This window comes from Acinetobacter uliginosus (genome assembly GCF_044130295.1).
Classification (GTDB): domain Bacteria; phylum Pseudomonadota; class Gammaproteobacteria; order Pseudomonadales; family Moraxellaceae; genus Acinetobacter.
The window spans coordinates 1-1,864 of the sequence record NZ_JBIQOC010000097.1; the positions used below are offsets into that span (position 1 = coordinate 1).

Here is a 1,864-nt window from a genome sequence, read left to right on the forward strand (position 1 = left end):
TAGGTTGGATGTGGAAGCATAGTGATATGTGAAGCTGACCAATACTAATTGCTCGTGAGGCTTGACTATACAACACCCAAACAGTTGTTGTATAAAGCATCAATTGATTCGATATTAAGCAAAACAGCTTGATTTAGTGAACGCTAAAGAACAAAATATGACAGCTCAGATATACCTGTTAATGAATTCTATTTGACCAAGCATTGGCATATAAATAAGACCAAACGCAAAGTCATAAACAGTTGTGCTGGCGACCATAGCAAGAGTGAACCACCTGATCCCTTCCCGAACTCAGAAGTGAAACCTCTTAGCGCTGATGGTAGTGTGGGATTACCCATGTGAGAGTAAGTCATCGCCAGCTCATTATCCGAAAACACCCCCAGTCAAACGACTGGGGGCTTTTTTTATGCTGGGAATAAGGTATATTCTTTTTAAGTAAAACTTATAGTAGTTGAGCAGATAATGTTAGATCATGCTTTGTTATATCTATATGAAAAAATTGAAAATAAATTGTTAGATTCAAAAATAATATCTGCAACTTTCTCATAATTTAATCACTGTTGCACTTCATTTGAGAATCTAGGAAATAATAAAAAAGCCCCAAAACTGGGCTTCGAATAACAATTTAGCGTTTATAAAGCATTTTTTAGATTCTTTTGATGTTGCTTTACCTGTTTAGTATACCGTTTACCTTGTTTACGCATTTTACGATTATTCTCATAACCTGACGGACCTACATTATAATAGGCAAGTGCCTTCTTCCAGTTACCGGATGATTGATTATATTTAGAAAGAATATAAGTCCCACATTGGATATTACTGCTTTCATTGTATAAGTCACCTGGACAAGTTTGTTACCAATAACTTGGAATGACTTGGGTTAATCCGACCGCCCCAGCAGGCGAAATTACAGAGTTTCTATAGCTTGATTCCTGTTGAATCATCGCAGCCAATAATATTGGATCTACATTATATTTGTCTGCACTTTGAATAATCATGGGAGAAACGCGGTTTGCCGTAGCTGATTCAACTGAATAGGCTTTTTGTATACCTGTAGATAATTTTTCAGACCGTTTAGCAATTGAATTACTATTTAAAGAAGTACACCCGAAAAAAGTGAGAGTAGTAACAATCATAGCTACGGATTTAAATGTAAATAAATGATAGTTAGATTTTTTTGAGGATAAATATGAGAAATGCTGTGTAAAAAACAAAGTCAAAAACCCAAAGTAAAATTTTATTATAGTTATGCTAGTGGGCTGAATACGATGAGTCAAGCACTGACATTTTGATGGATTAGATCAATGTGATAAATATTTCTCTGATCTTAATTTATAATAGGACTTACGCAGTATTATTTATAGATTCTCTGTGGTAGCAGATGATTTTTATCGAGAATAAAGTCATCAATGAAGTTTTTGATCATTGGTCTAAATAATTTCTTCTGCCAACGATATACATTTTCAAAGATCTGCTCAAACTGGTTCTTTTGTATCTCCACGTAGGCCATCAAGGCTGAAAAAATATGATTCGAAATCAGTTTAGATCGTCTTACTTGAAACTTTTCAATATGACAAACCTGTTTAATCACCCGATGATATTGTTCTATTTTCCAATGACTTGAATGTAATTCATGAAAACCCTCAAAGGACAATAAATCATCTTCATCTTGATGCACAATATAAAACCTCTGCTGTTCTTTTAACTGAGTCTTAAATAATTGTACAAAGCCAAAATCTTTGAGCCAGACCACTTGACCCTGATGGAAATTTGGCAATAAACGCAGTTGAAACCATTGTCCTTTTTCTGGGGAAACCTTACGGTTACAGTCGATACCAAACATAAATCGAATACCATATTTTCT

General features: G+C 34.5%; 1 protein-coding gene, 1 rRNA gene and 1 pseudogene. 1 reads left to right on the forward strand and 2 read right to left on the reverse strand.

Features of this window, described 5'->3' with window-relative positions; genetic code table 11:
* The first annotated feature begins 246 nt into the window (after positions 1-246).
* Positions 247-361: ribosomal RNA gene (rrf, locus tag ACE01T_RS15315) — 5S ribosomal RNA — on the forward strand.
* Positions 362-632: 271 nt separating this feature from the next.
* Here rrf and ACE01T_RS15320 read toward each other — a convergent pair.
* Both ACE01T_RS15320 and ACE01T_RS15325 read right to left on the reverse strand, forming a co-directional pair.
* Positions 633-1,214 (reverse strand): annotated as a pseudogene (locus ACE01T_RS15320) (lytic transglycosylase domain-containing protein).
* 140 nt (positions 1,215-1,354) lie between these two features.
* The coding region (locus ACE01T_RS15325; RefSeq protein WP_395519616.1) for a transposase at positions 1,355-1,864 on the reverse strand (510 nt) is incomplete at its 5' end.